We start from the raw sequence: 24,684 nt of genomic DNA, 5'->3' as shown, positions 1-24,684 counted from the left end.
TCACGGAATCACTCCCAGCGGTCCGCTCTCAACTCGGTAACCCATTCCCCCGTTCGGCTTCATTGACTCAACGCGGGCACGCCCCTCCGAATCGATCTTGATCCGAAGCTCTCCACCGACATCTGTCTTTTGCCCCTGCAGCGCCAGGGGTGAAGGACGTCCAGTCATTGCTGGACCGCCCAGCGAGGTAGTGGGTGGTGCACTGGCGATCGGCGCCGATACTCGCGCACTGAGCCCTCCGCCGGTCATCCAGTCCGGCAACCACCCAGTCACGGCGTCAACGCTATTCTTGAGCCAGCCCGTGAACGCTTCGAACTTCAACTTCACACCGTCCCAAAGACCACCGATCCACTCTGCACCCAGCTCGCTTAGTGGTCGCAGCCCGAACACCTCAAAGACCGCGTCGATCGCTTTCAGCAAAAGCCCTGCTGGGCTGAATTCCAGCAGCGACTTAATAACCTCGCCGATACCTTGATCAAAGAACGCCAGCACGCTTTGCCACATTCCACTAAACCACTTGGCGATGCTGCTCCAGTTTTTGTATATGAGATAAACAGCAGCGGCCAAACCAGCAATAGCCGTTATGATCAGCCCGATGGGTGTAGTGACAAGTGCTAAAGAAAAGGCCCGAATCCCCATAATTGCCGCTGGGATTGCACGTGCTGCGATTCCAATAAGTGCGCTTGAGCATAGGAATAGCGCCCTGACCAATTGACCTCCGAGACTAAGCGAAGACAAAACAACCGTTTTTCCGAACTTCGCCATTGCCATCGCTGATACTGCAACCGAAAAGAGGAACTTTCCGGCCATTAACGCTGCAACTATGCCAATTAGGTTTCCAAAACCATTGACCATATCGGCTGCCTTGGAGGTCCAACCCCAGACCTCCTGCAGGCCCTGCCAGAACTCTCTGATGCGGCCCAGGATCTCCGAGGAGATCGCCTCGCGGTTTGCCTTCGACAACTCCTGGACACCGCCTAGCCACTGATTGATTGCTGGCAGCAATGCACCAACGACAGTCCGCTGGATGGCGAACAGCGAGGTGCGCAGGTCGCCCATCTGCTTGGTGTAGATACGTGACTGCTCGATCTCTTCATCAGAGAAAATGGCACCACCCTCGTGCCCGGCCTTTATCAGCTTGTTCAGTTCCTCGCGGGATTTGCCAAGCATGGCGACCATCTGCTCACCACCCGTACCGCCAAACACTTCATCAAAGATCCGCTGACGGGCCGCGTCGTTCTCGATTTTGCCCATCCGCGACATGACTAGGTCGAGGATCTTGTCAGTCTCACCTGCTGTCTTGCGCAGATCCTTGACCGTGATTCCAAGGCGCTGGAACGACTCGGCTGCGCCACCCTGGCCAGTTTTCACGAACTCATCCGCCCGCAGGCCCAACTCCTTGAAACCATCGACCAAGGCGTCGTTGTCGACACCGAACTGCTTGCCGACGTACATCCATTCCTGCAGCCAGCGCGTGCTAACGCCCAGGCGTTCTGCACTGATCCTCGCTTCATTGCCCAAGTCAGCGACACCACTGACCATCTTCTCTACACCCCACGTCGCCGCAGCTGCTGTACCACTGATCCAGAGCAGGTTGTCGCGTAGGCCTTTGGCACTTTCCGCCACGCCTTTGAACGACTCCTGAACTCGCTTACCAGACGACACAAGACGGTCAAGCCCCATACGGCGCCCCAGCCCGGATACAGACTGGGTAACGCGACGCAGCGGAGAGGTAATGCGGTCGACCAGGTCAAGAATGACTGAGGTTCTAAGTTCACCCGCCATTGTCCTTCATCTCCTCAGCCAGCCTTTCGGCCTGCTCGAACCACCAGCGCAGGTCTTCCAGCTCCATATCCAACAGGTCCAGCGGATTGAACCCGCCGAACGCCGTCGCGACGACGCGAATCAATCCCGCCCAGTCCGACGGGATTTGGGCAAAAAAGGGTCCATGATGGTGGTAATCAGCTCCAGGTCGCGGGCGTCCAGCTCATCGAAGGCGTGAGTTGGCACGTTGGCCAAGCCGGCCATCAGCGCCAGGCTCGCGCTCACTTCTCCTTTCACGGTGTCCAGCTTCTTGAGGTGTTTGCCCTTGACCTTCTTCGGCAGGCTCAGAGCCTCAACGGTGCGCATGCCATCCAGCTTGCTCTGCTGGAAGGTCAGCGGCTCCAGGAGCGTCACCTTGATTGCATCGCCCAGGTCCTCGACGCGACTACGCTCGTCGTCGTCCAGCTCAGCGAGAGCGGCTTCGAGAGTCCCAGGAGTTACTTGTGTGGCCATATCAGTTGATCCTTTCGCAGGTGCGGGCGGCCATGTTCAAACGGACCTGGCCCTCGCCGGTGTTGAGTTCAGGGGTTTCGGTGACAAAGGCACCGGTCAGCATGTAGTCCTGGCCGTTGTCGCACTCGACCAGGACGGTGGCATCGCGGATCGCGCCCAGCTCAATCAGGTCGATTTCAGGTGTGTGCAGTACGGTGCACTGCAGCGTCGGCGCCACCGGTTCCTCGTTGTAGTAGGTCCGGCGGCCCGCCATGCGCGGCGTTCGGGTGACCCCGCCGGGGTTGAGGGTTGCCCCTCGCTCGCTTGGGATCTCGCCGCCATCGATACGGATGGTGGCGACCCCGGTAACTTGTCCGCCCATGCGGTTCTCCTTCTATCTATTAACGCCGGAACTGCGTTTGCTGAGCATGCGTGCGGTACTGGCCGATCAGCTTCGGCGAGTCGATCACGTTCAGTCGCGTTGGGTTGTCTGGATCGATGCTGACATGCAGGCTTTCCTTGTAGCCGGCGTAGTCACGCACCCACGCCCGATCACGCATGAACGTGTCCTTGTAGAGCCCCAGCAGTTCGGCCTTGGCCACCTTCGGGGTCATGACCGACTGGCTGGGGTCGTACATCAGGCGATCGGCATCGTCGGCCAGCTTGTGGCGCGGGTACTTGCGGGCGAACGTGCTGATGGTTTCGTATCGGATACGCTCCAGCGTTTCCGGGGTCTCAATGTCCAGGTAGCTGTCGTCTTCCACGCCCGCCGAGTTACGTTGGTACATGGTGATCTGGCGCTCGATCTGGACCGTGCCATCGGTGGCCACCGTGTACGTGGCGATGCCGTCATACAGCAGCATGTTGCGTTCGGCTTCGTCCCAGCGCTGCGCTTCGCGCGGCCCGATCAGCCCAGGCAGGGCGAGGCGCTGCACCGGTTTGGCCGGATCGATCGCAAGTGATTTGGCACAGACGATCGAGTCGACTGCCGCCCAGATCCAGGGCGCACTGAATGCCGCGCCCATGCCCATGGTCGACACGTGTGGCGTGTTGCGCCCGTTGCCCAGGGTTGCCGTTGCACTGTGAGTGCCACGGAAGGCCGCGAAGGCCCGGCCGCCTTTCTGACGCATTGGCCCATACCGGCTGGCCAACTCGGCCTCGATCACTTCCAGGGACGTGGTGTCGGTATAGGGCAGGCAGATCCAGTTCCACCATTCGTTGCCCAGGGCGGCCACGGCCGGGACCAGGTCAGGGTTTACCGCGCCACCTGCAGGCTCGCTCAAGGTCACGCCCAGCCCGGTAGGCCGCTGCTCGCCCTTGAGGCTGTCTGCCAGCGAGATGCTGTTGCCCGTCTCGCCGCCCCAGCGGCAAGTGAGCTTGACCTGGGTCGCGTCCTGGTCGTCGACAGCCGCGGTCACCGGCATGCGGTCATCGGCCTGGATCGCCTCGGCGATGGCCCGCGCCGTCACTTCCGGCGAAGCACCGGACACCATCTCGCACCACACGCGGTAGCCCGCGATGTACAGCGCCAACGGACGGGTTTCGGTTGGGCCGGTCGTGACCTTGATGCTGCCTTCTGCTTCCTTGCCCTGGTCGGCATCGAGCAGCGGCAGCGCCCAAACCTCGGTGTACAGGTCCACGGCCTTGATGGCGCGCAACTGCTCAGCGAGCATCGAACCACGGCCGAACAGCTCGTCGGCCTGCTCGACGCGTGTCACCCGCACCGGGTGCAGCACATCGGCATTGCCGCTTGCCAGCATCTGCCCGAGTACCAGGAGCTTGCCGTTGAACACGGCGTTGCCGGCGAGGCGGTTGTCAAACTCGACGAACCACCCAGGCAGGCGCAGCGCGGCCGGAATGTCATTGAAAACGGTTGAACTGATGGCCATTACTCGGTCACCTCGGAGCTAGCAGGCTTGCCCAAAGCCGGGCTCGCCTGCGGTTTAACTTGTGGCGCGGTGTTTGGCACCGGTTCCGCCTTCACGATGGAGCCGTCGTCCAGGCGCTTCTGCCAGAACGGCGACCAGGTCACGGTGTCCCCATCTGCAGGCAGGCGCTTGAAGTTTTCCGGCCGGCGCACGACCAGGTCTTCGCTGGCGGGTTTGATGAATTGCTGCGTCATGGCGTTGCCTCGTTGCCATTGGGGAACACGTGGTGGCCCTCAGTATCTGGGCCGTCCGGCACCTTGCTGGTGGTATGGAAGATCTCGAAGTCGGCCAGGCTGCTGGCGTCCTTGGCGGCTGGGAATGGCATCTTGTCGATCGTGAAAACGGCGCCATAGACGATGACCCCTTTCTTGTCGCCCTGATCCGAGTACAAGTTGTCCACTCGCTCCAGGCGCAGCGTGCCCACCCCGTCAACCGACAAGCCGTGGAGTCCTGGCACTACTCGCTCCAGGATCTCGTAGGCACCAATGTCACGACCATTGCCCCGGCGTCTGGCTCGTTCGCCACTGGCATGGCCGGTGACGACATACACGGCATAGCGGCCATTGATCATTGGTCGGCCCGAGGTGACAGCCGAGCCGCCCGACCAGGCGATATAGATGCCTGGCACGTTGCGCCGCGCAGCCGCGAGAGTCGCCTCGTCCCAGTTGCCCGGCAGGTCTTCGATGGCCTTAAGCCGGTCACCGACCAGCTCGCGGCAGCGCTCGATCATTGCGTCTTCAACCTTGGCCAGCATCAGAACACCCCACCAGGGAAAGCGCGCCGTCCAGGAACGAAGCTCACTTCACCCGCACTGGTGACTTCGTCGTCAACCTTCGGCGCACCTAGCTTGAGGCCACCGCTGGCAACCTGGCGCAGGAAGCGAATAGCGTCGTCGTAGCGTTTGGTCACCTGCTCGGTGGCACGATCGCTGTACAGGCGATAACGAGCTATGTCGCAGCCGTAGGCCGTGACCACTGGCGGCACGCTGGCCAGCGGGAGCTTGTAGCCCCCGGCCGACAGGCTGCTGTCGATCTCGCCGGCCGCGTCTTCGCAGGCGCGATTTACGGTCTCGGCATTGATCTCGTCGCCGGTCTCATCGGGTGCGATATCCAGGATCTCGTCACGGCCGAAGCGCTTGACCAGGTCGTCCAGGGTCACGTAGGACATGATCAGCTCCTATCAGGCTGCGGTAGGCAGCCAAGGGTTGAGGATCAGTTTCGAGGTGCCGGCCCATTCGTTGGTCGCGCCGTTGGCAGTCTGCGCGTTGTTCAACACGCGCCGGGCCGCGCCCTCGAAGTTGTTAGGCACCATGGTGTGGCTGTGACGCAGGGCCAGCGGGCGCCCGTGATCGCCTTTCAGCTCGGTCAGGCGAGCGCGGGCCGCTTCGTACGTCTCGGCGTTGAGCGGCTCTTTGCAACGCACCACCAACTGCCAGAGACCGGCGCCCGCGTTGACACGGGCGTCCACGCCAAACTTGAACACGTCGGTATCGAACACGGCGTCGCTGTTCAGGTTGGTCAGAGCACGGAAGTTGTAGTCGCGACGGTTCTGGAACACGACCGGTTTGATAACGCGGGTCAGGTCCATCACGTACCAGGCCGGGCCGTTTCCGCCCATGTCGTTGCTGACGTTGACTTCCTTTTCCTTGTCGTTGAGCACCACATGGGTGCCGAACAACGAACGGCCGTCGTAGCACTTCGGGTTGGCCGCCAGCACCTCACTGGTCAACACGTTCGGGTGCTCGCCACTGGAACGGCCGAATTCCTGGAACATTGGACCGTACAGGCCGTAGGTGTCGTCATCGATGGCGTCGCGGTTGATGCCGTAGGTCAGCTCGAACTTGCGGTTCTTGATGCTGAAATCACCGCCTTCCAGGCCGTGAACGACTCGATCACCGATCCACTCGCGCAGTTGCGCCAGTTGCTGGAGCCAGGGGTAAACCTCGACGGCAGTAGTGGACGGGACCACCGTAGCGAACAGCTTGTACAGCTCGGCATCATCGCCTAGCTCAGAAAAGCCCCGCTGGAACAGGGTGTTGTAGGCGCGGAAAACCACCTGCAGGTTGGCGGAAGTGAGATCCATTGAAGACTCCTAAGATCAAATAAAGGGGGCTGGCTCAGCCAGCGGATGCGGCGGCGAGATGCACACCGCTGGTGGGGTCGATCAGCACCCACACACCGACGTCGTCGACGCCATCGACGATGCCCGCAACCGAACGAGTGCCAGCACCATCGGTCTTGGCCACGGTCTGGTCGTCGACCAGGTAACAGGCCTGGCCGATCTCGGCCGAGGTGATCGCGTCGGCGGCGGCGCTGTTCTCCAGGCGGAAGAAACCGCGCAGCACTTCAGCGGTTTGGTCACCTGCAGCACCGGCGTAGTTGTCCGCCAGGTGCTCGAAGACGCCGACTGTGATCAGGTCGAGGCCGGTCTTGCCCGGCTGCGCCAGGCCGGTGGCGTCGATGACCGCCACAGTGCCGGCGAAGCAACGGGCATTGGCTGCCACGGGATAGCCGCGACGGTGGCCAGGGGTTTGTGGGGTGTTACGGTTCTTGGTCGCTGCAGCCATGGGTTAGGCCTCCACGGGGTTGGCTTTGCGGTACGCCTCGGGGGAAAGCCCCATCGAGCGGCAGACCGCCAGTTCGGCATCGGTGAGCTTGTTCTTGTCGCCCTTGTCATCGGGCATACGGGTCTGGGTTTGGCGGGTGGTCAGCGCGGCGATGCTGGTGGCGCCTTCCAGGTGTGCTTTGCAGGCCGCCAAACCCTGGGTTTTGAGCCAGTCGGCGGTGGCTTTGCCGGGGATGCGGCCATCCTTGAGGCCTTCTTCGAGCAGCTTGTCCAACTCGGCGGCGCTGCCGTTGGCGCTCAACGCTGCCAGTTGGGTCTGGGCTTCGTTGTACACGGCACGCGGCACGTACTGGCTCAGGTCAGGAGCAGAGCCCGCCTTGGCGGCAGCCACTTCCTGGGTTTTGGCGGCGATCTGCTCGTCCTTGGCCGCCAGCTCGTCCTGCAGCTTCTTGATGGCCTCGGCGATCTGCTCGTCGGTGGCGTCATCGGCCAGCTTGAGCAGCTTGATCAGTTCTTCGCGGTCCACAGTGTTGTCCTCTTGGGTAGTGGGATATGCGCCACTACCCATGCGGGCAGCAGCAAGGGCGATATCAGTGTCGATCGCCGGGTTGTTGGTCAGGGCGACGTGCAGCAGATCGAGGACGTCGCCCGACTCGGCGTCGTAGGGGAAAACGGGGGATAGGTAGCGGTATTCGTCTTCGGCGATGGCTTTGGCGGCGGCACGGTTCCACTTGACGCGGCCATAGATGCCGTCGTCGCGCCACTCCAGGGAGGTGCGATCGATCCAGCCCGAGGCCGGGGCCTGGCCGCCACCCAGGGTCTGGTGCTCGTAGTCGATGACGATGTCGGTGCTACGCAGCGCAGCACGCTCAATGATCGGCTTGGCCAGGGACTCGTTCAGGAACCAGGGGCCGCTGCCCGACATGGCGCCACGGGGCGCGTCGAACTTCCCGGCAGGGATGAGTCGGGTCAAGCCACCTTCGCTGGTGACCTGCAGGGCCAAGGTGCAAGCGGCTACGGCCACGTTGCGGGCCGAGCTGCAGATTGCGAGAGGGTGTGGGGTAGTCGTTTTCATGTGCCCATGGTCGGGCACGTTGAAAAGAGTGTCAGAGTGCGGCTCCCCTAACCCAGCTGAGGGGCTGGCGGGGACGGAACATCATAAGAAGTGAATGCGGAATCGTACATGAAAAGCGGATGACGGCCGTAGCCTTCCATCCCCACCGCCCGTCGAAGCGCCTCTAACGCACCTCTAACGGGCCTATCCATCAAAACCCGCCCTCACGTATAGCCCGCATGGCAGATCAACGTCATACGGGCTTATTTTCAGCCACCCAGCGGGGCTGCCAGATGCTCCTGCAGGATCTCCAGGGCGACGCGCTCGTCTTCGTCGGATATGCCCAGGTATGGACGGGCCGGAATATCGCCCCACAGGTGCGGATAGGCTGACTTCAATCCACCGTTTTGCTGCATGCCGGCATAGACCAAGCTGCTGCCCCAGCTCACCGACTTGTTGCCGACGACGGGGTGGATCTCGTTGGACAGGCGGCGGCTTTCACCGATAAGGGGCTGGTCATGGCCTTTGCGCTCGACCGTGGTATCGGCGTTGTCCTTCCACCGAGTGCCGTCCGGGGCCGTCCTGGTCGCAAAGCGGCGCTTAGTGGACTCGACGAAATACTCCCCCATGTCCTGCAGGGCCGGACGCAGGTTGCCGCTTTGATTCAGTAGCCCGTTCATGGCGGCCAGAACGCGCTTGTTGTCGATCTTGGATTCGATCATCGCTTGCCCTCTCGAATGTGCAGCGACTGCAGAACGAGGCTACGCGTAGCTCGCTTGGCCTCAAATGTCGCGATGAAGGTGACGCCGCCTAATTCCAGCTCGCGCTGCAGCAGTGGATTACCGGTCGGGGAGCGCCCGGCGTCTTTCAACGGCCCGCCGGCACTCAGCAGTCTGGGCAGGAGTGCGAAGTCCTCGACCTGGACCGGACGACTTGTTGCACTACGTTTGGCACTCAACTCCACCAGGGATGCCCTGACAGCAGCGGCATCCAGAGCGAAGTCGAACCCGGCAGCCTTGAGGTCGGCCAACTTGCTCACCTGGTCTATGTCGGCCATGGTCAGGGGGCCAAGGGTGCGCGACGCCGGCAGCCTCGCTGCGCTCTCGCCCTTGAGAACCCGCTGGGCATAGCGCCTGGCGTCATCTGCAACACTGGGCAGCGCCCGGTAGCTGATGGCCATACTGTCGCGCAAATGATCTGGCACGCCGCCCATGTACGCCTTGGCGATCTCGGCGGGCCAGGCTTGCGCCTTTTCCGCCATCAGGTTCACGGTCTGCGCTACACGGGCGCCAGGCTGGTAGTCCCAGCCGTCATCGATCCCCGGCGCCTTGTCCGCATCCCAGCCTTCGGGCAACGCCTTGTCAGGGTCGCCACCCAGTCGACGTGCACCAGCTGCAGAACGCGCCCCCACGACATAGCACTGGCAACCCCAGCCATTCGGCGGGTAGTAGCGCTTCCACAGCGGGTGGTTGGCAGGCAGCGTTAGTCCGTGGAGCTTCTGGTGCTCCGGCCGGGGATAGCGTACCGAATCGTTGTGTTTGTAGACCCAGAGGTCGAAACCGCCCTCCTGCAACTGCGCCAGTCGGCCGGCCGAATAGCTGGTCATGGCGTTGGTCTGGTAGATCGTCCTGGTGCGCCAGCGCTGGCCGGCCGCCGTCGATTCACCGGTCCAGCCGTGCCAGCCGTTGCGCTCGACGATCGACCGAAAGTCCTTGCGGAACTCGCCCAGGCCTCGGCCCTCGGTGATCGCCCGGTCGACCGCCACGGCCAGGTCGGTCAGCAGGTCGGCTTTGGCGGCGCCCGCAACCATAAAGCCCGCGTCATGGGCATCCCGCTGGATGTCATCCCAGCGCTCAGTAGGCACCAGGTTGCCCAGCTTGTTGCGAAAGAACGCCGCCTGCTCGGCAAATGGCTTGCCCAGGACGGCACGCATGACCGGCTGCCCGTTAGCCATTGGCGCTCTCCGAAGCGTCTTCAAGGTCGACACGCCCAGCCAGGTCGGCCACGGACAGCCCGGTGCCAATCAACGCGGCGAGCTGGCTTTCGTCCAGGTCGGCCTGGGCGGCATACAGCATCTCGCGAAACTCCTCCAAGCTACCCGCCGCCTGCAGCATGGCTTCGATCCTCTCCAGCCAGGCCGCGACCTGGGGATCGCCCTCACGTGCAATACGAGCCGCGATGGCGTCGGCCGGGGTAGCTGGGCGCTGCGCCTGGCTCAGGATCGCCAGTGGCTGGCCGGGCTGCTGACGCAGCATGGCGGTCATTGGCTGCTGCGGCCGAGGCTGCAGCACCTGGTCCTCTTCCGAGGCCTCGGGAATGCCGGTCTTCTCATGCAGCCACCACACCGGCACCCTGGCCCCCATGTCGACGAAGGTCGGCAATGAGCTGGCCAGGGCCTGGAAGTCTTCGGTCTCGCCCATGTCCAGGCGGAAACGCGGGACACGGTTCGCGTCCTCAATGCCGAAGTTCAGCGCCGCCAGTGGCCAGAGGATCGATCGGCGGATACTGCTGCAGTATTGACGCACGTCCGATCGGATCAGGCTGCTCTGGCCACGTTCATGGACGTTGCCCAGGGCGTTGGTGTTGGTGCCGTCGCCAGTGCCACTGGTCAGCGTACCGCCCAGGATTACCCGCGACTTGGAGCGCTCGCACCAGTTCATCATGGCCAGGTACACGTCGCTACGACCCTGCGCCGCGTCGAGGAAGTCGATCGACATGCCTTCCGGGATGATGCCGGCCGCATCTTTACCCATGCTCACCACGGCCCGCAGCAGTGTGGCCTTCTCTTTGTCGGTGGCGTTCTTCGGGTATTTGCCGAGTCGCGCCGGCATCCCGTAGATCTCCAGCAGCTGGGCCAGGTCGCCCAGGGCGTAGTTCTGGAACAGGTACGGCCAGGCCAGCATGCGGTGCAGGCCTGAGCGGGCAACGTAACCTGGTCGAGCACGGTGCCGGTGCGCGACCCAACCCAGCGGCCACAGTTCGGCCCCAGTCGCGCTCATGTCCCGCAGGGTCAGCACGTTCTGGTCGTCCGGGTGCAGGCGGAACCAGCGGTGGGGGCGCAGGGTCGGCTGCTCGATGTAACGCATGCTGCCGTCCAGTTGCCAGGACAGCTCCAGGTTGGCGTAACCGTGACCCAGGCCAGAGCCGAGATCGAGCACCAGGTCTTCCACCTCCATGGCCGAGAACAGCTCGTTGGCCTGGTCGGCGGCACGTTTTTCCTGGGCTGACGGGTTTTCGGGCGGAATGATCTGCCATTCCAGCTCGGCCGCCAGTTGGCGGCGCTTGAGCATGTCGGCGCCGATCTGCGGGTCTTTCTCTTCCATGTCCTCGAACAGGTCGGACTGAGCCAGCAGGTCGCCCTGTTCGGCGCTTTCCAGGATCTGGTACAGGCGCGAAGGCGTCAGACCTTTGCTCGGGTGATTGGCGAACTCGTGCTTGATTTGGCCTACGCGGGCCTGATCGTCGGTTTGCGACTCGCTGAGTGCGGCAGTGCCGCCACCGAAGATACGTTTGATAAAGCTGGGGACTACCATGCGCCGCCTCCAAAACCGCCGACCATGTCGTCATGGTCATCCGTGTCTGCGCCCGTGCCCGCCTTGGGAACGGCTGTGAATTCAATGGGGCTTGCCTCTAGCATCGAGGCGTAATAGGCCATCACCAGGGCGATCGCCGCGTCGCCGTGGCGGTTTTTGGCACTGCCGGTCTTGCCTTCGGGCAACCGGGGGATGCCCTTGACCACTTCAATGGCTCGCAGATCGTCGCCGACTTCCCGATCACGGGGGATACTCAAGCCGTCATCCTCAAGGGCTGCCTTGAACTTGGGCATGGCGTCCAGATACCAGGCTTGCGAGATCATCACCGCCTGAACGATCGATGCGCCGTAACGCTCGACGGCCTGCTCGGCCAGGTACTGGCCATTGCCGCGAGCATCCAGCGCGCCACCCTGCAGGCGTGGCAATCGATCGACGATGTAGAACAGCACCTGCTCCTGCTGCTTGAATGGAACGTTGCGCAGTTCGACCAGGAACGGCACGACCCGCCGCAGCAGTGGCGTGATCGCGATCGGCGCGATGACAGTCAAGTCACCACTACGGCCAAAGTCCTCGCCGAAGGCGTGTTGATCGGTTGGATCGAGCGCTTCCAGGTGCGGCTTGAGCATCAGCTCGCACCAGTCGCCAATCTCGGCTGCCCGCAGATACTCGGGCATCGCGTTGAACTCGGCGCTGCCCTCGAACCGAATAACGGGTGCCTCGGTCATGCGCGCCTCGATCAGCGCCCGCGACAAGTAGGCACCACCACCCGACTTTGGCACGCAGTAATACTCTTCCTCGGCGTCCTCGCGGGTCGCGGTATCGGCCAGCAGGTTCGCCTTCCATTGGTCTTCGGCCTCTTGCGACCACTCGCGCCCTTTGACCTGGCAAATGCGCTTGTAGAGGCCTTGCTCACAAGCGTCATCCAGGGTGATGCGGTGGATGCTGTAGCGTTTCTTGCCGGCCCGGCTGTCCTGGATCAGCTCGTTGAACAGGTTCTCAGCACCGTTGTGGGTCGAGATCAGCCGTACCTTGGCGCCCCACATCGTCAATGCCAGCGCGGCTTTCAGCACCTCGGCCAGCTCTTCGTGGAAGGCGGCTTCGTCGATGGTGACATTGCCCTGACGCCCCCGCAGGTTCGACGGCCGAGAGCTAAGAGCCTGGATTTTGAAGCCGCTGGCGAAATGGATGTTGAAGGTCAGGATGTCCTTGTCTTCGTCCTTCAGGACTTCTTCCTGGATCGTCGAGGCGGCGCGGTCAAAGGCTTTCGCCCACATCGCACAAGCGTCGATGAACTCGATGGCCATCTCTTTGTTTGAGCCCACATAGAAGTGGTTCGTGCCCCCGGCCGACTTGGCCGCACTGGCGCAGAGGACGGCGTCGGCCGCCTCGCCCCAGGTGATACCGGTTCGCCGGCTTTTCTCGGCGATCTTGAGGTCTGAGTCGTCCTGTATCCAGGCTTTCTGGTACGGCAACAGGACGGACTCCGGGAGTTCTGCTGTCATCCTGCGATCCCCAGAATGTCGCGCTTGATGGCGTCGATCGCCTCCTTACTCATGCCCTGGCTGGCCATGGCGCCTTCTGCGACAGTGGCCGCTTCCTGCACGGCAGCTCGACGAGCCTCGACCTCCGAGGCCCATTTCTTCTGGGTCAGGCTGAGGCGGCCGACCTGGGACAACGCTTTGGTCACGCTGGCCAGGTGCTTGGCAGCCTTCTCGGGTTCGTGCTCGGCCTTGCGCATGGCGATCGAGATACGCAGCAGTTGGTCCTGGACGATCCGCGCCGTGGCGTCGATCAGCGCTCCAGACTCGTCTTCCTGCTCGGAAACCATGGCGCGGGCCAGCTCTTGCGTCTTGCGCACGTCGCCCATGGCTTCCTCGAAGTCCTGCTGCAGGTCTTGGCCGTAGCGATGGACCGACGACCTGGACACCTTGAAGCCGCGTTCCTCCAACCACTTGGCCAGCCCGGCGTAGCCCTGGAACCCATTGCCGACCAGGCGCGCATTCAGCTCCTCGCGAACCTCGGTCGGCAGGTCGTACACGCTGTTGCGAGGTGGCATGTCAGGCCTCCGGCAGCGGTGCGGCGACGCCCGGCACGCGGGCCAGGCCGGTGGCCACGTCGTGGCCACGCGAAGTCAGGGTGATGATTCGGCCCGCACGCGGGGTCTGGACGATCACCAGGCTTTGCTCCTCCAACCAGGCCAGGTCGGTGTGCAGCCGATCGCGGGGCACGCGGTGCGCGTAAGAGCCGACGAGTTCGTCGTTCAGCGAGTATTCGTTGGTGGTGAATTGGGTCCGGCGCATCAGGATGCGCAGGATGGACAGGCGGCGGCCTTCGGTTTCGTAGTCCTGGTAGTTGCTCATTACTTGCTCCGTTCCGTCAGTAGGTAGTCGTGCAGCCGGTTCACCAGATTTGAGGTGGCGCGCTGTGTGGCGTTGATCTCGGCCAAGAGCCGGTTGGTCTCGGCCATCTCGTCGCGCAGTTCTTCAAGGTCTTTGTGGCCAGGCTGCCGCGCAATGGTCTGTTCCATCTGGGCGATCTTCCCGTCGACGCCGTCAAGGCGGCGGTTGATGTCATGGATGGTGCTTTCGCTGGCCCGGTTACGGCTCGACCACCAGACGTAGGCCGAGAACGCGACGACCACCAGTGCCTGGCCCACATCCCAGATCACCTTTACTGCGCTCCAGTTGATTTCCATGTCTTTTCCTTGTTGAGCCGCTGGCAGTCGCGGCTGTCTATTGCGATTTGTTCGACCCGAGCCCAGCCCGCCGCGCCCCAGGCATGGAGTTCAACCAGGTAATCGGCGACGGCCTTTTGGCCGTAGTTGCCGGTGGGCTTGGTAGGTGATGAATCAATGCCCGTCAGGCCTGCAGGCACCGCGCAGTCAGCAGGTGTCTCGACAGGCGTAGGGGTTGGCCGGCTCTCAGGCTGGTGAGCGCAGCCGGCCAACAGCACCAGGACAAGGGGGAGCAGGCGCGTCATGGCAGCAACTCCAGGGCGTTACGCAGCACGGGGGCGACAGGGCCATCGTCTGCAGGGGGCGACGCCCGCACAGCCTGGCGGGCTGGCTCATGCTTCTTGCCCAGGTCGCCCAGGCGCTCCTGCAGGTCGATTACCGACTTCTCGGCCTGGGCTCGGCGGATGGTTGCAAGCTGCAAGTCCAGGGCGCGCTGCTCGGCGGTGTTGATCCAGCCGTCGCGTTCGCCCTTGTAGAGGGCGGCCAGGCGCTCTTGGTCTTTTGCGTCTTTTTTGGCATTGGTCGCATCCTGGGAGAGGAAGGCCACGACGACCAGCAGCGCAAAAATACAAACGGTCTGGATCTTCTCGATCACGGACATGGCGAGCCTCCCGGCCAGCCTGCCTCGATATACAGCGGGGTATGCGTGTACATGATCCGGCTGACGTACTGGCGGTTCTCGCGCCGCGCCCAGTCGGCACGGTTGGTGTAGCGTTCGACGCTGCCCCACCAGGTGCGGGGATCAGCGCCGGCTGCCTTGGCCAGGCGCTGGTCACGCTGCACCCAGCCCAGCCCGCCGTTGTAGGCCGACAAGGCCATGGACCAACGGTTACAGCCGTCGGCCGTGTTGGCCAGGCGCTGCCAGTTCCATCGGTTGTAGCGGGCCATGGCGCGCATGGCCCAGCCTGGTGAATAAGGCGCGGCCTGGCCCAGATCAGGGTAAGCCTGAGCCATCCAGCTCGCGGTATCCGGCATGAACTGAGCCAGGCCCTGTGCCCCGGCCGGGCTGCTGACGCCGGCACGCCAGCCGCTTTCCTGGTGGATCTGCGCAGCGTGCAGCGCTACGGGGCCTCCGAGGCCCCATTCTTGGCCAACAATGCGGGTCAATTCGCGCTTGTAACGCGCCGCCTCCTGGGGCACATCGCCCCAGGCCAGCGGGCACGCCAGCAGGCTGACCAACAGAATCAGAGCGGCGCGCACGATCAGATCCCCAGGCCGATGGCCATGATGGCGGACGCCATGATGATTGCGCGGCGAAGGGCGGCAGCGAATGCCAGGCGCGCAAGGTACTTGGCTTTCGGCATGTCGCCCTGGTCGCGGGCGATTTCGCCGGCCGTGTACAGGTCACGTGGGCGGGCGTAGCTGTAGACGCCGCGATCGATCCAGTAGCCCAGATAGGCAGCGAACGACAACTTGCTCAGCGCCCAGGCCAGCAGGCCGACTTGTTGAGGGGCAACGTTGTAGACGACGACGGTAGAAAGACAGGCTGCAAGCAACCAGGGCCAGCAGCGAAGTTTGTCCAGGAAGGAGTGGCGTTTGATAGTCATGTACAGGCTCCAAGTGAATGCGAGAGGCAATCGAGAAAGGAGCACTGACAATAAGTATTAAGGGCTAAAGCGGGAGAATGCGGTCCCCCTTACAAAAAAGCCCGCCATAAGGCGGGCCGTAGAGAACCTGATAATTGAACGCGGTAGATACACGTTCTGTAAAGTCCAGCCTGTCTAAAACAGTGAGGGCTGCACACGCCTTCTATGTAATGCACGCTGTTCGGCAAGGATTGTGTATACCTGCCTGGCCGATAGTTTGTACTTCGCCATCAACTCGTCGGCGTTATCGCCCGAGAACTCAGCCCAAATATCCCTGTCCCGTAGCGCACGCTCCAGCCTCTTGTCTCCTGGTAGATACAAGGGACGGCCTCCGGCATAGCGAGCCAGAGCGCGAGTGACAACGATAGCGTGCTCTTTTGCAAAGGCCGGCTCATAGCCCTTGTTGATGCTGGCCACCTCGATTACGTCGATCAACTCGACCAGGAGCTTGGGCCATTTGGATTTGATCTCGGGATCTTGCAGGTAATCCAGTGCATCATCCGGCACTTCGTCACCAAACATGTCCTGCTCACTCATACAGTCCTCCCATGGCGCCGGGCGTCATAGGCCAGCGCAGCAACAAGGCGGCGCAATTGCTCGGGGTCGCACCACTCGACGCGCTCGACCTGGAACATGCGGGCTGCCATGGCGTCGGCATAGGACCACGGTCGAGCGGCTTCGGTGAGTTGCGCCTCGATCTTGCCGATCAGGGCTTTGCGCTCGTCGCTAGGGTTCGGCGCAGGACGGCTCTTGGCCTTGGCTGCTGGCTTGGGCTGGAAGCCCAGGCGCTCGAACTCACGCAGCACCGCGCCGATCTGGCGAGGGCCAAGGTCTTTCGCGGAGCGTACGCCAGCCACGCGGGCCAGCAACGCTCGATAGGTGTCGTCGTCCATGCCCAACTGGGCCTTGGCAATATGAATCTTGGCCATCAGTCGGCTCATGTTGGGTTCCTCGGGTCCATGGCTGCAAGGAATGCAGGTGCATCGCGCCGGGCTAGCCCGGCCATCCAGCGCAGGGCCAGGCTGATGGCCTCGTCCTGCTCAAATCCGCCCACCTGCTGCATCACGGCGATGTCATCCCGCGTGCTCTGCGAGCTGGTGAACTTCGTTTTTTGCGCCCCGATCCGTTGACGGCCGGCGGCTTCACGGTCGCGGCGGGCCTGTTGCCGGGCTGCGTCCTGCTTTCGAATTCGATCTGTTCGTACTTTCTTTGGCATATCGGCTGCTCATCAGTACCGGGCCACCACGCCCGGCAGACCATCCCGGCCAGACCGGGGTGGTTTCGCTCAGTTGAGGGGAACGTCAGTCGTCGTAGCCATAGGAAAAGTCGTCTGGCTCGCAGTCGATCACCAGGATGGCGTTGCCGAAGTACAGGGATGCCAACATGCGCTCCCACTTCGTGCGGATGCGCATGTTGATCGCGACCTTCTTGTCATCCAGCTTCGCGCTGATTACTTCGCCGAACTGCTCTGTTGGGCGGAAATGCTCACCAGTTTCGCGAGAGCCTTTGATGTGGACGTGCAGCGAGTGTTTCAGGCTGTACTTGCTGCGCTTATCGCTGTCGAGCATGAACCGGTCGCGGCTATCTTCTGGCTCTGGGTCGAACGCGATGTAGAGGAAATCGGAGGAGTGCTCGCTCTCTTCGAATCGAATATCCGGGCGACCCCAATGTCCGTCAGCAGCTTCCTCCTGGTGCGCGCCGATGAACTCATCAAGCAGCGCTTTGAGCGATACCTCACCAGTCAGGAGGCCACTACTGTCGAGAACTTCGGCGATTGCCTTGTCTGCTTTTTCCAGAACGGTGGTTTGCAGGGCTGCCGCTTCCCAGCGCTCGCGCAGAGCATTGGCCACCAGGGCGTTGTAGCGCTGCAGCTCGAACATGTCTGAAACGTTGGCCGGAAGCGCAGCCTTTATCGCCCCCTTGATCGCATCACCGAAATCGCCATAGGAGCGGAAAGTGTCTTTAACCACCTCCTTGAACAGCTTTTCGATGCCCTCGTCGATCAGTTCGCGCGGACGGTCGGACTGGGCGTATGCGGTGACGCGCTCGGCCAGCAGCGCTTGAAGGGTTGTATCGCTCATTTGATGCTCCATGTTTGCTCGGTTGCTCGTCAGTGCCGGACCACCACGTCCGGCAGACCATCCCGGCCAGGCCGGGGCGGTTTCGCTTAGTTGAGAACGCGGTCTGCGGCAGGCATGTCTTTCTCAGCACGTCGTTGCTCGCACTTTGGGCAACTGCACTTGGCTTTCCCCGACAGCTTGAAAGCAGCGCGAGAGACGATTGCCGGCAGGACGGCGGTCAGCTCATCGGACACCAATTGCGCAAGCGGCCTGGACTCTTCCGGGCTACTGAGCGTGATACCGATCACGCCGTTTTCGTCAGTGACCTTGATGGTGAACTCAGACATGGATTGGTCTCCTTAGCGCTGTCGGGTGAAGTTGATGCGGAAGTCGCGGGCGATCTGCCTGGCTTGCTTCTCGGTGATGCCGATCGCGTTAGCCGCGGCTGACGGCGACGCGCCAAGTGCCACCTGCGCCATCAGCCGCGCAGCCAACTGATCAGTAGGCAGGAGCTGCGCAGGCTGGGGACGCTGTGGCTTGGCTTGAGCTGTCAGGGGCTTTGGCATCGTTTGTGGACGGGTTGTCGTCGGCTTGCCTAGGAGGCGTTCAAGCGGGGTCGCCTTAGCTGGCGACACGGTGAACTTGCTGGACGGCTCACGCATCTGGTGCCCGACTTGTTGAACCTGGCCGCCTGCAGCGAGGAATGCCTCGGTTTGCTCAGCCAGCACTTGTCGCAGCTCGTCGCGCTCGTCGGACCGGGTCGGGTTGTTCTCGAACTTGATTTCTTTGCGTTCATCGAAGTCCACGTCATTCATCCTCTTCGAGTTCATCATTGGTGTTCTTTTCCAGCGTCAGCGGGAGCTTGCGGAACATCTGCAGGGCCACATCGACACCGAGCAGCAGACCGGTGCGCATTTCCTTGGTGAGGACGAGAGGCTGACCATCTGGTCCTCGTGCCTGGATTTCCGCCCCAGGCTCGGCGCTGGCGATCAGTTCCAGCTGCTCGACGCGGCTGCCGTGCCACTGCTGCAGCATCTCAACCATGGCGACGATTCTTTCGTCGTTGGTGTAGGCAACAGAGTCGCCCTCGGCCGTTTTCGGCTCCGGCGAACGCAGGCGATCCAGCAGCTCAGCGGCCTGCACGGCCTTGTCGCCGGTCATGACGGCAATGAGGTAGTCGAGGCCGGAGTTCAGCTCCAGGTGCACGACATCGCAGATTTCGCCGTCGATCAGTTCCGCGTCATTGAGCAGATCCAACAGCGTGGTCTTCGGCCAGGTCATCTCAGTGAGCAGCCCCATCACTTCACCTCCAGGGCAGCGATAACGGCGATGTCCAGGCTGATCGGGCGGTACAGCTCGCTGTCCGCGATGCGCTCATAGATGCGCACGTACTCTTTCGAACTGGTGACCTGGACGGCTTCGCTGATCGCCTTCATGGCGCGCTGCCAGCGCACGTCGGCGATCTCCAGGCGGCGAAGGGCCAGAACGCTGGCGGTACGGATCTCGCCCTTGGTGTCGGTTCGGAATGCATCGTTGACCAAGGTGACCACTTCGGGGCGGGCGCCCTCGGTCCACTCAGCCAGGCACTCGTCGATCAGGGAGCGGGCCGCCTGCAGGCGCTCGTCGAAACTGATGCTGTCCTGCACGGCAATTTGCAGCTTGTAGCGGCCGTCAAAGCTGAGCAGCGTGACGTTGCCTTTCTTGCCGCCGACCTTGGCGCCGTACTCTTCGAAGCTCATCTCGACGAAGGCCCGAACATCGCCGAACACCTTGGCCTTGAAGGTGGCCAGCATGGTGTTGAGGGCTCGGGCCGAGTTGACCAACTCCAACACCAGGCGGTCGCGCTCCTGGTCGATCGGCTTGATCATGGTTTCGTGGATCAGTCGGCCTTGAGCGTCTCGGCGGTAGCCTTCTGGAATGGTTTGTGTGTGTGGCATAGCGCGTTCCTTAGATCTGGTAGTTGCGGTACGTGATGGACTCGTGCCAGTCGAGGGTGACCCCTTGGAACTGCACGGTGAAATGTGTGCTGCCTGCGGAGGCTGCACGGTGGAAGCCGCTGACCAGGCGCTCGGCCAGCAGCTTCTGGCCGCCCTCCGCAGTGACCTGCAGGCGGTTTTCGTTGGGGAAAAAGCCGGCGATCTTGACCCCCAGCCGCTGCAGCTCGCGGGCGGTTTCGTTGAACGTGCCCAGGCTCTTGGCAAGTTCAGGCGTCAGGACTTTCAGGCTGTCAGTGGTGGCCATCGGGTTGCTCTCCACATGCAGGGTTGTGCGGGCAGTGCTGGCATGCGCGCCAGCCCGGCATCGCGTGGGGGTTGTGAGTTGGGGCGGGTTTTTCGCGGAAGTTTTGGCACTGCTCGACGGTGACGACCTCACCGACTGCCACGCAGTCGATGCGCCCCAGTGCCTCGATCACACGACGCTCTACGCCCGCAGTGGTCGTCGCTGGGTAGCGGTTGAGCAGGACCAAGGTGACAGCGGTGCGGCTCATGCCAATGCGAGCACCGGCACGGGTGCGGTTGGACTGCTCGACCTCGCGGGCCAGCAGCGTGACAAACAGCGGTGGCTGATCACCCCAGGCGCTCAGGTCAAGGCGGGCGGGCTGGGTCATACCTCGATCTCCAGCTCTTTCTCAGTGCGGGCGACCAAGTCACGGGACGCTCCCCCCGAGCGTTCGTCCACCAGCCACTCACGCAGCAAGGCACGCATACGCTCGGCCTCGATCCGGTAGCCGTTGAGTTCAGCCAGGTTCGGTTGCTCGCCCTTGGTCCAGACCACGCGATCAATGTTCGGATCGAACAACTGGCCGGTGTCGATGCGCTGGTAAACCGGGTGCAATGGGCCGGTGTTACGCGAGGCAATGAGCGTGTAGCGCGCAGGTTTACCTGGGATGCCATCGGTGCGAGCGAGATAACCCGCGTTGGCCAGGTATTGCAGGTAGACGCGGGCACTCTGCTCAGTGATCGACGTTCCACCTGCAGCAGCCATGGCGACAGCTTCTTCGGCGTTCAGCTCACCCGTGATGCGCAGCGCCCGCCAGATGCACTCGTAGCCATCGGGGGCAAGTCGTTGACCGTCTTTGTTGACCCGTGGGGCTTCGACGCCTTCGTCCTTGAGGAGCAGCCAGGTGCCTGGCTCGCTGGACCTGGCCAGCACGCCCGCCCGCTCAAGGGAATACAGGTAGCAGCGAACAGTGTTGTCTGTCTGGTTGCTGCGCCGAGCGACGGTGTAGGTATCAGCCTTGCCGTCTGCCTTGATCAACTTGCGCAGCGCTTCCCAGATCTGTTGGCGCTGGGACTTGCCGCCAGTCATCGACAGGTGGGTCGGTCTCTTACCGGAAGGCATTACGCGCTCCTCCGATCAGGAGCCTGGCCAGTGAACCAGCCGCGCTTACCCCAATCCGCCAGGTCGACGTGATCCTTACCGGCCGCTGCAGCTTCGCTGTTAACACGGTGCAGGTTCACGGTGATGCGACGCAGGCAGCCCTTTACGGCCTTGTTCAGGTCATTGAGCAAGTCTTCGGAAAAGGCCACGCCTGGGTAGGTTGCTGTTGCAAGGCGCTGGATATCGCCCAGCGATGCAGGCTGTGCGGGCACCCATTCCAGGACTCGGTTGTGCAGTCGCTCAAGCTTGCCCAGGCTGTTCGAAACGCCTTCCTCACCAATCAGCACAATGGTGCCTTGGCTGGCGTTGTAGAGGTCCGTCAACACGTCGGCTGCGGACTTGGCCAGCAGGTACTGCACGTCGTCGACGATCAGCGGGCGACCGCTACGGCTCAGTTGCTCGGCGACCTGATCGACCATCTGGTACAGGGTACTTTCCGGCTTGATGGACATTTCGCGGAGGATCGCCTGCAGGAAGGCTTTCTTCGTCCAGGTGTGACGGCACTCAACGTAATACGCACGGTACTGGTTGGCGGCGTAAGCAGCGGATACCGACTTGCCGAGGCCGCTTGGCCCATACATCACTACCAAGCCAGGCAGGCCGACAGGGCGTTGCAGGGCGCGACCGATTGCAGCCGACAGCAGACCGACGTTGGTCAATGGAACAATTTTCGTGATCACGGTGTTACTCCCTGATGGTCAAGCGCGGGCCTGTTCGGCCTCGAAGTGGTCGTACATGCGCTGAATGGATTTGAAGTCCGGGTGATTGGGGTAGGAGGCGTGCCAGCGGGCCTCGTCGTCGCTCAGGGCTTCGCCCAGGCGCTGCCGGCTATCGAGCTGTTGCCACCGGTCGTAGCGAGTCATCTCGTTGTCCGGCGCCTTGAACGCGTCGGCTTCCGGCTCATGTGCCAGGGCGACGAACTTCTCGGCCTCCAGCAAGTGCTGCTGGAAGCGGTCGTCTTCGGCTGGACGCTCGATGACACGCAGCTCGACGTCCTTCCCGGTGAGCGTCTTGCCCTTCTGAACGAGCTTGGCGAGCTGGCCGCTCACCCGGCGGTCCTGGTCCTTCACGATGCGAGGCATGGCATCAGATGCGTTGCCATCCAGGATCGCTTGTCCGATCAGGTCGCCATCCAGGGTGAACACCGCCACCGTGCTGGCGTCGCGGTAGTCCCACGCCACCCGCACCTTATCGCCGTGCAGGGGCACCAGATCCTGCAGGAAGTAGTTGGCACCGTTGGTACGCACTACGCCTCGGTAGGTAAAGCGCTCATCCTGTGGGCGTACCAACAACATCGACAGCTCAGTCGATGGTTTCAGTGCCGCGAAGCCTTCCGCTTCGGCTTGGCGCCATGCCTCCATCGGGGAGGGATGGCGGAACCGGCCAGTCTCGCTGTCGCGGATCTTGGTCAGGCCACGGTGTGGCTTATGGTTGTACTCGTCCAGGGCGATGGCCAGGCGTTCGTAGAACTCGTTCAGCGTTGGGATGTGGCGGGGCTGGCTGCCTTTCTTGAGGTCTGCCCGCGAGATCCGGTGCACCTTGTTGCCGGCCTCGCCATCCATGTCAGCGCCGATGTAGCTGTCGAAGTCCTTGGCCAGCCTCACCAAGATGGTTCGGTGGGCACGCTCAATGACGCCCCGTGCTTGCGAGTTATAGGGCAGCGAGTGAGTCATCTCGCCCCCGAGTCGCTCGACCACTTCGCGGATGGTGTCGTTGGCGAAGCCACTGCCGTTGTCCACGTAGAAGACGCGGAACATTCCGACACGGCTGATGCCGCTGTGCAGCGCGTCCAGCGTGGCCAAGGTGGACTCCGCCACGTTGATGGCGAAGCCCACGATGCGGCGGGTTGCCCAGTCGATGATGCTGGTAACTTCCGGTCGGAAGATCTGGCCGCTGTTGGGGTTGATGACCTCGGCGTCGAACTTGTGCCCGTCAGCGACCCACACGTCGTTCGGCCACATGTGATCGGTGAGGCGCTTGTTATATGGCAGCAGTGCCTTGGCCTCGCGTGGCCCCATTCGGCCTATTTCACGTGCCTGCGGGGATAGCTTGGCCAGGAAGCGCTGCACCGCATGCAGACTCGGCGCCCCAGGGTATTCGCGCTGGAATGCCAAATATGCCGCTTGGGCGGTTGGCTTCTGGGGACGCTGGTAGTGCTTGAGGAAGTCGGCTGCCCAAACCGGAACACTCATGTTCGGCTTGCGTCGGGCCGGCGCCAGGGCAATTTCCCCGTGCTTGCGATAGTCCGCCAGCCAGCGCTTGAGGGTGCGCTCGCTCAGGGCGCGGTCGGCGTTCTTGCGGTCATTCGCACGCTCGGCCCGCTCGGCCAAGTAGGGGCTCAGGCCGCCAGTGCGCGCCAGGCCTACCAAGGTATCGATGGCCCGTTGCTGGGAGACGACCTTGCTCATCCGCTCGATTTCGCGGATCAGCACCAAGCGTGCCGCCATCACCGAACGCTGATCATCATTCAAGCGTGACTCTGTATAGGCGTCACGCTTAGGTGAATTAACAACTTGGGCTGCGCCTGGCTGTTGCAGCTGTTGCGCCGGGGCTGGCTCTTGTTGCGCAACTTCGCGCATCAGCAAAGCGACCTGAGTTGCCTCGGGTAACACGGCAAAGCGGTACTCGACAGCTTTACTACCCAAACGGCCCTGGCCTTCCCAGCCCTCACGCAACGCCGCTTTTTTCACGCCGCGCTCAGAGCCTGGCATTCCTGGCAACCCGGCAAGCTCTTGCGCTGTGAACCAGTTACGCATGATCACCTCCGAGCATCCGCTTGAGGTCGCGGGCTTGGCGCCCAGCCTCCTCACGTGTGCGTTCCAAACGACCCAGCTCAGCCAACAGGGCGTCACGCCCGTAAGCCACTCGGCCGCCACGTTGAGCAACCAGCCAGTTGGTGAGGATGTGGGTAGCGCAGACCTCTTCGAGGAGGGCAACTCTATAGAAAGGCAGGTTGTGGTCCGTGCGGGCCGGGCTCGACCAGGCGTCCAACATGGCCTTGCTCACATCGTCGCCAGACAGACGAGACATGCGTGCAGCGACTTCGTAACGGTCGATATCGGTGGACTTGAGCATCTCCGCCACCAGCTCGCTGACCTGAACCGAGTAGTTGCCCTGGCCAGGCACAGCCAGGACTGGCTGCGGGATCGCGAAGAGATCGAGGGTACGATCATCCTTGAGGGTGCGCATGTTCAGCCCCTCCGCACTTTTTTACAGTGTCCAAGGTCATAAGCTGCGCTATCCTTTAGCACTTTCGCTGGACGAGTCTCACTAAGGTTCGGCCGATACCGAACTGGTGCGCCGTTGGATTCCCAGCGCTCTGGCCAAATTTGGCCAGGCGCCAGGCCCAACGCAGCTGCGATAGCACGCTCGACGCTTGGATACGGCAAGCGCTTAGCGTTCTTGACAGCGCTACCGGTGACGTTGAGATCCCTGGCGATCTTGGCCAGCGACGTGCTTTTCATACGGAGTTGAAACTTGATCCACTCCCAGCGGCAATCTGGGTCAGTGGGGATGTCAGCTATGTTCATGTCTACGTCCATTGGACCGCCCGGCAAGGCGGTTTTTTTGGGGTGTCTAACGTGTCC

Annotated in this window: 37 protein-coding genes and 2 other RNA genes; all 39 read right to left on the bottom strand. The window is 62.4% G+C overall.

Annotated elements, in window-relative coordinates:
- A complete protein-coding gene (locus ACO6VM_RS00590) occupies window positions 1-1,785 on the bottom strand; it encodes a hypothetical protein (RefSeq protein ID WP_422402560.1) in 1,785 nt (594 codons plus the stop codon).
- The gene (locus ACO6VM_RS00585; protein ID WP_271673847.1) at window positions 1,775-1,909 is read right to left on the bottom strand and encodes a hypothetical protein; all 135 of its coding nucleotides are present in this window, start codon (window positions 1,907-1,909) and stop codon (window positions 1,775-1,777) included. The genes ACO6VM_RS00590 and ACO6VM_RS00585 overlap by 11 nt, the downstream gene beginning before the upstream one ends.
- Window positions 1,906-2,277, bottom strand: a complete 372-nt coding sequence (locus ACO6VM_RS00580) for a phage tail assembly protein (RefSeq protein ID WP_271673848.1) — start codon at window positions 2,275-2,277, stop codon at window positions 1,906-1,908. Before ACO6VM_RS00580 ends, ACO6VM_RS00585 begins: the two co-directional genes overlap by 4 nt.
- 1 nt (window position 2,278) lies before the next feature.
- The gene (locus ACO6VM_RS00575) at window positions 2,279-2,638 is read right to left on the bottom strand and encodes a phage tail tube protein (protein WP_422402559.1); all 360 of its coding nucleotides are present in this window, start codon (window positions 2,636-2,638) and stop codon (window positions 2,279-2,281) included.
- A gap of 19 nt (window positions 2,639-2,657) precedes the next feature.
- On the bottom strand, window positions 2,658-4,145 hold the full coding sequence (locus tag ACO6VM_RS00570) for a phage tail sheath subtilisin-like domain-containing protein (RefSeq protein ID WP_422402558.1): 1,488 nt from the start codon (window positions 4,143-4,145) through the stop codon (window positions 2,658-2,660).
- The gene (locus ACO6VM_RS00565; RefSeq protein WP_422402557.1) at window positions 4,145-4,378 is read right to left on the bottom strand and encodes a DUF2635 domain-containing protein; all 234 of its coding nucleotides are present in this window, start codon (window positions 4,376-4,378) and stop codon (window positions 4,145-4,147) included. The genes ACO6VM_RS00570 and ACO6VM_RS00565 overlap by 1 nt, the downstream gene beginning before the upstream one ends.
- Window positions 4,375-4,938 (bottom strand): phage protein Gp37, encoded by a 564-nt coding sequence (locus ACO6VM_RS00560; RefSeq protein ID WP_422402556.1) that lies wholly within the window; start codon window positions 4,936-4,938, stop codon window positions 4,375-4,377. Before ACO6VM_RS00560 ends, ACO6VM_RS00565 begins: the two co-directional genes overlap by 4 nt.
- Entirely contained in the window at window positions 4,938-5,351 is a 414-nt protein-coding gene (locus tag ACO6VM_RS00555) for a gp436 family protein (protein ID WP_422402555.1), read from the bottom strand. Before ACO6VM_RS00555 ends, ACO6VM_RS00560 begins: the two co-directional genes overlap by 1 nt.
- 12 nt (window positions 5,352-5,363) lie before the next feature.
- On the bottom strand, window positions 5,364-6,266 hold the full coding sequence (locus ACO6VM_RS00550) for a Mu-like prophage major head subunit gpT family protein (RefSeq protein ID WP_110995443.1): 903 nt from the start codon (window positions 6,264-6,266) through the stop codon (window positions 5,364-5,366).
- 34 nt (window positions 6,267-6,300) lie between these two features.
- Window positions 6,301-6,750: a hypothetical protein gene (locus ACO6VM_RS00545; protein ID WP_422402554.1), complete on the bottom strand. Its 450-nt coding sequence runs from the start codon at window positions 6,748-6,750 to the stop codon at window positions 6,301-6,303.
- A 3-nt stretch (window positions 6,751-6,753) separates the two neighbouring features.
- Window positions 6,754-7,722 (bottom strand): phage protease, encoded by a 969-nt coding sequence (locus ACO6VM_RS00540; protein ID WP_422402553.1) that lies wholly within the window; start codon window positions 7,720-7,722, stop codon window positions 6,754-6,756.
- 350 nt (window positions 7,723-8,072) lie between these two features.
- A complete protein-coding gene (locus ACO6VM_RS00535) occupies window positions 8,073-8,525 on the bottom strand; it encodes a phage virion morphogenesis protein (RefSeq protein ID WP_422402552.1) in 453 nt (150 codons plus the stop codon).
- Entirely contained in the window at window positions 8,522-9,736 is a 1,215-nt protein-coding gene (locus ACO6VM_RS00530; protein ID WP_422402551.1) for a phage minor head protein, read from the bottom strand. Before ACO6VM_RS00530 ends, ACO6VM_RS00535 begins: the two co-directional genes overlap by 4 nt.
- A 13-nt stretch (window positions 9,737-9,749) precedes the next feature.
- Window positions 9,750-11,336 carry a DUF935 domain-containing protein gene (locus ACO6VM_RS00525; RefSeq protein WP_422402550.1) on the bottom strand — a complete coding sequence of 529 codons (1,587 nt, stop codon included), beginning with the start codon at window positions 11,334-11,336 and terminating at the stop codon, window positions 9,750-9,752.
- The gene (locus ACO6VM_RS00520) at window positions 11,330-12,838 is read right to left on the bottom strand and encodes a terminase large subunit domain-containing protein (protein WP_422402549.1); all 1,509 of its coding nucleotides are present in this window, start codon (window positions 12,836-12,838) and stop codon (window positions 11,330-11,332) included. Before ACO6VM_RS00520 ends, ACO6VM_RS00525 begins: the two co-directional genes overlap by 7 nt.
- Entirely contained in the window at window positions 12,835-13,392 is a 558-nt protein-coding gene (locus ACO6VM_RS00515; protein WP_422402548.1) for a DUF3486 family protein, read from the bottom strand. Before ACO6VM_RS00515 ends, ACO6VM_RS00520 begins: the two co-directional genes overlap by 4 nt.
- Window position 13,393: 1 nt before the next feature.
- Window positions 13,394-13,696 carry an ArsR family transcriptional regulator gene (locus ACO6VM_RS00510; protein WP_271673861.1) on the bottom strand — a complete coding sequence of 101 codons (303 nt, stop codon included), beginning with the start codon at window positions 13,694-13,696 and terminating at the stop codon, window positions 13,394-13,396.
- The gene (locus ACO6VM_RS00505) at window positions 13,696-14,031 is read right to left on the bottom strand and encodes a DUF2730 family protein (protein WP_422402547.1); all 336 of its coding nucleotides are present in this window, start codon (window positions 14,029-14,031) and stop codon (window positions 13,696-13,698) included. Before ACO6VM_RS00505 ends, ACO6VM_RS00510 begins: the two co-directional genes overlap by 1 nt.
- On the bottom strand, window positions 14,007-14,315 hold the full coding sequence (locus ACO6VM_RS00500; RefSeq protein WP_422402546.1) for a hypothetical protein: 309 nt from the start codon (window positions 14,313-14,315) through the stop codon (window positions 14,007-14,009). Before ACO6VM_RS00500 ends, ACO6VM_RS00505 begins: the two co-directional genes overlap by 25 nt.
- Window positions 14,312-14,671 carry a hypothetical protein gene (locus ACO6VM_RS00495; protein WP_422402545.1) on the bottom strand — a complete coding sequence of 120 codons (360 nt, stop codon included), beginning with the start codon at window positions 14,669-14,671 and terminating at the stop codon, window positions 14,312-14,314. Before ACO6VM_RS00495 ends, ACO6VM_RS00500 begins: the two co-directional genes overlap by 4 nt.
- The gene (locus tag ACO6VM_RS00490; RefSeq protein WP_422402544.1) at window positions 14,662-15,270 is read right to left on the bottom strand and encodes a transglycosylase SLT domain-containing protein; all 609 of its coding nucleotides are present in this window, start codon (window positions 15,268-15,270) and stop codon (window positions 14,662-14,664) included. The genes ACO6VM_RS00495 and ACO6VM_RS00490 overlap by 10 nt, the downstream gene beginning before the upstream one ends.
- Before the next feature lie 2 nt (window positions 15,271-15,272).
- Entirely contained in the window at window positions 15,273-15,617 is a 345-nt protein-coding gene (locus ACO6VM_RS00485; RefSeq protein ID WP_271673865.1) for a putative holin, read from the bottom strand.
- Window positions 15,618-15,791: 174 nt separating this feature from the next.
- Window positions 15,792-16,193, bottom strand: coding sequence for a Mor transcription activator family protein (locus ACO6VM_RS00480; protein ID WP_110995455.1), 402 nt, complete (start codon window positions 16,191-16,193; stop codon window positions 15,792-15,794).
- Window positions 16,190-16,597, bottom strand: a complete 408-nt coding sequence (locus ACO6VM_RS00475) for a gp16 family protein (RefSeq protein WP_110995456.1) — start codon at window positions 16,595-16,597, stop codon at window positions 16,190-16,192. The genes ACO6VM_RS00480 and ACO6VM_RS00475 overlap by 4 nt, the downstream gene beginning before the upstream one ends.
- Window positions 16,594-16,872 (bottom strand): hypothetical protein, encoded by a 279-nt coding sequence (locus ACO6VM_RS00470; protein ID WP_422402543.1) that lies wholly within the window; start codon window positions 16,870-16,872, stop codon window positions 16,594-16,596. Before ACO6VM_RS00470 ends, ACO6VM_RS00475 begins: the two co-directional genes overlap by 4 nt.
- Window positions 16,872-16,943: hammerhead ribozyme type II (locus tag ACO6VM_RS00465), an RNA gene on the bottom strand. Before ACO6VM_RS00465 ends, ACO6VM_RS00470 begins: the two co-directional genes overlap by 1 nt.
- Before the next feature lie 14 nt (window positions 16,944-16,957).
- The gene (locus tag ACO6VM_RS00460; RefSeq protein WP_422402542.1) at window positions 16,958-17,737 is read right to left on the bottom strand and encodes a hypothetical protein; all 780 of its coding nucleotides are present in this window, start codon (window positions 17,735-17,737) and stop codon (window positions 16,958-16,960) included.
- A 16-nt stretch (window positions 17,738-17,753) separates the two neighbouring features.
- Window positions 17,754-17,825, bottom strand: an RNA gene (locus ACO6VM_RS00455) — hammerhead ribozyme type II.
- Window positions 17,824-18,063: a hypothetical protein gene (locus tag ACO6VM_RS00450; RefSeq protein WP_422402541.1), complete on the bottom strand. Its 240-nt coding sequence runs from the start codon at window positions 18,061-18,063 to the stop codon at window positions 17,824-17,826. The genes ACO6VM_RS00455 and ACO6VM_RS00450 overlap by 2 nt, the downstream gene beginning before the upstream one ends.
- 12 nt (window positions 18,064-18,075) lie before the next feature.
- Window positions 18,076-18,522: a hypothetical protein gene (locus tag ACO6VM_RS00445; protein ID WP_422402540.1), complete on the bottom strand. Its 447-nt coding sequence runs from the start codon at window positions 18,520-18,522 to the stop codon at window positions 18,076-18,078.
- A gap of 1 nt (window position 18,523) precedes the next feature.
- Entirely contained in the window at window positions 18,524-19,015 is a 492-nt protein-coding gene (locus ACO6VM_RS00440; RefSeq protein ID WP_422402539.1) for a hypothetical protein, read from the bottom strand.
- Window positions 19,015-19,653, bottom strand: a complete 639-nt coding sequence (locus tag ACO6VM_RS00435; protein ID WP_422402538.1) for a DUF3164 family protein — start codon at window positions 19,651-19,653, stop codon at window positions 19,015-19,017. Before ACO6VM_RS00435 ends, ACO6VM_RS00440 begins: the two co-directional genes overlap by 1 nt.
- A gap of 10 nt (window positions 19,654-19,663) precedes the next feature.
- Window positions 19,664-19,957: a hypothetical protein gene (locus ACO6VM_RS00430; protein ID WP_422402537.1), complete on the bottom strand. Its 294-nt coding sequence runs from the start codon at window positions 19,955-19,957 to the stop codon at window positions 19,664-19,666.
- Entirely contained in the window at window positions 19,944-20,324 is a 381-nt protein-coding gene (locus ACO6VM_RS00425; RefSeq protein ID WP_110995465.1) for a hypothetical protein, read from the bottom strand. The genes ACO6VM_RS00430 and ACO6VM_RS00425 overlap by 14 nt, the downstream gene beginning before the upstream one ends.
- Window positions 20,321-21,058 (bottom strand): hypothetical protein, encoded by a 738-nt coding sequence (locus ACO6VM_RS00420; protein ID WP_422402536.1) that lies wholly within the window; start codon window positions 21,056-21,058, stop codon window positions 20,321-20,323. The genes ACO6VM_RS00425 and ACO6VM_RS00420 overlap by 4 nt, the downstream gene beginning before the upstream one ends.
- The gene (locus ACO6VM_RS00415) at window positions 21,058-21,777 is read right to left on the bottom strand and encodes an AAA family ATPase (protein ID WP_422402535.1); all 720 of its coding nucleotides are present in this window, start codon (window positions 21,775-21,777) and stop codon (window positions 21,058-21,060) included. The genes ACO6VM_RS00420 and ACO6VM_RS00415 overlap by 1 nt, the downstream gene beginning before the upstream one ends.
- Window positions 21,778-21,795: 18 nt before the next feature.
- Entirely contained in the window at window positions 21,796-23,853 is a 2,058-nt protein-coding gene (locus tag ACO6VM_RS00410; protein ID WP_422402534.1) for a DNA-binding protein, read from the bottom strand.
- On the bottom strand, window positions 23,846-24,286 hold the full coding sequence (locus ACO6VM_RS00405) for a hypothetical protein (protein WP_422402533.1): 441 nt from the start codon (window positions 24,284-24,286) through the stop codon (window positions 23,846-23,848). Before ACO6VM_RS00405 ends, ACO6VM_RS00410 begins: the two co-directional genes overlap by 8 nt.
- A gap of 2 nt (window positions 24,287-24,288) precedes the next feature.
- A complete protein-coding gene (locus ACO6VM_RS00400; protein WP_422402532.1) occupies window positions 24,289-24,627 on the bottom strand; it encodes a helix-turn-helix domain-containing protein in 339 nt (112 codons plus the stop codon).
- Between the last annotated feature and the right edge of the window lie 57 nt (window positions 24,628-24,684).

Source organism: Pseudomonas sp. GZD-209 (genome assembly GCF_049310485.1).
Lineage (GTDB): Bacteria > Pseudomonadota > Gammaproteobacteria > Pseudomonadales > Pseudomonadaceae > Aquipseudomonas > Aquipseudomonas sichuanensis.
Note: the sequence above shows the minus strand (reverse complement) of the source record. Positions and strands in the feature narration are given on the sequence as shown.